The following is a 1,183-nucleotide window of genomic DNA, read 5'->3' as shown; positions in this document are numbered from 1 at the left end:
TGACCTGCCCCCCGAAAACTGGACGGGTCGAAGCGTGAGTCCTCTACTGATCGTGGAGGACGGATGCGGAAGAGCAAGTTCACCGACGAGCAGATCATCAAGGTCCTGAAGGAGGTCGAGGCGGGCGCCAAGGTGCAGGACGTCGTGCGCCGCCTCGGCATCACGGAGACGACCTTCTACCGCTGGAAGGCGAAGTTCGGCGGCCTCGAGGTCAGCGAGGCGAAGCGGCTCCGGGCGCTCGAGGATGAGAACCGGAAGCTCAAGACGCTCGTCGCAGACCTCACCCTGGACAAGCAGGCCCTGCAGCACCTCCTCGGAAAAAAATGGTAGGGCCCGCCGCGCTCCGCCTCGGCGTGGAAGCGATCCGGGCGGAGTTCGCGATCACCAAGCGGCGGGCCTGCCGCGTCGTCGGGCTCGCGCCGGCGACCTACTACTACCGAGGGCGGCGCCCGGAACGCGTCGAACTCAGGGAGAAGCTCCGGGCGTTCGCCGCACAGCGACCGCGCTGGGGCTATCGGCGCCTCCACGTGCTGCTGAAGCGCGAGGGCCACGACGTGAACCACAAGCTCGTTTTCCGCCTGTACCGCTCGGAAGGCTTGGCAGTCAGGAAGAAGAAGCGCAAGCGCATCGCCGCGTCTGTGCGGGTACTCCCGCCGCCGCCGACGCGGCCGCGGCAGCAGTGGACGATGGACTTCACCCAGGACTCGCTCGCGAGCGGGCGCCAGTTCCGGACGCTGAACCTGGTCGACACCTTCACGCGGGAGTGCCTCGTCATCGAGGTCGACCACTCGCTCCCAGGAGCACGCGTCGCGCGCGTGCTCGAGCGCGTCGTCGAGCTCCACGGCAAGCCGGAGCTGATCCGCGTCGACAACGGCACCGAGTTCACGAGCCACGTCGTGGACGCCTGGTCCTATGCGCAGGGCATCAAGCTGGACTTCATCCGGCCGGGCAAGCCGACCGAGAACGGCTACATCGAGAGCTTCAACGGGAAGTTCAGGGACGAGTGCCTGAACGAGAACTGGTTCCTCAGCCTCGACGACGCTCGGAAGAAGATCGAGGCCTATCGGATCGACTACAACGAGGTGCGGCCGCACAGCTCGCTGGACAACCAGACGCCGAACGGCTTTGCTCGCAGTATCACCGGACTCACGAAGCTAGCCGTCTAGAGTCGGGGGGCAGGTCA

1 protein-coding gene is annotated in these 1,183 nt (G+C 66.2%); it reads left to right on the top strand.

Annotated features, from left to right (window positions below; genetic code table 11):
* Positions 1-63 precede the first annotated feature (63 nt).
* A protein-coding gene (locus MNZ39_RS24065; RefSeq protein WP_242341609.1) for an IS3 family transposase occupies positions 64-1,166 on the top strand; the annotation gives its coding sequence in 2 pieces (ribosomal slippage) (positions 64-319 and positions 319-1,166; 1,104 coding nt in all).
* Positions 1,167-1,183 lie beyond the last annotated feature (17 nt).

Source organism: Anaeromyxobacter sp. SG66 (assembly GCF_022690805.1).
In the GTDB taxonomy this organism is placed as follows: domain Bacteria; phylum Myxococcota; class Myxococcia; order Myxococcales; family Anaeromyxobacteraceae; genus Anaeromyxobacter; species Anaeromyxobacter soli.
This window is presented reverse-complemented; position numbering and strand designations above follow the sequence as displayed.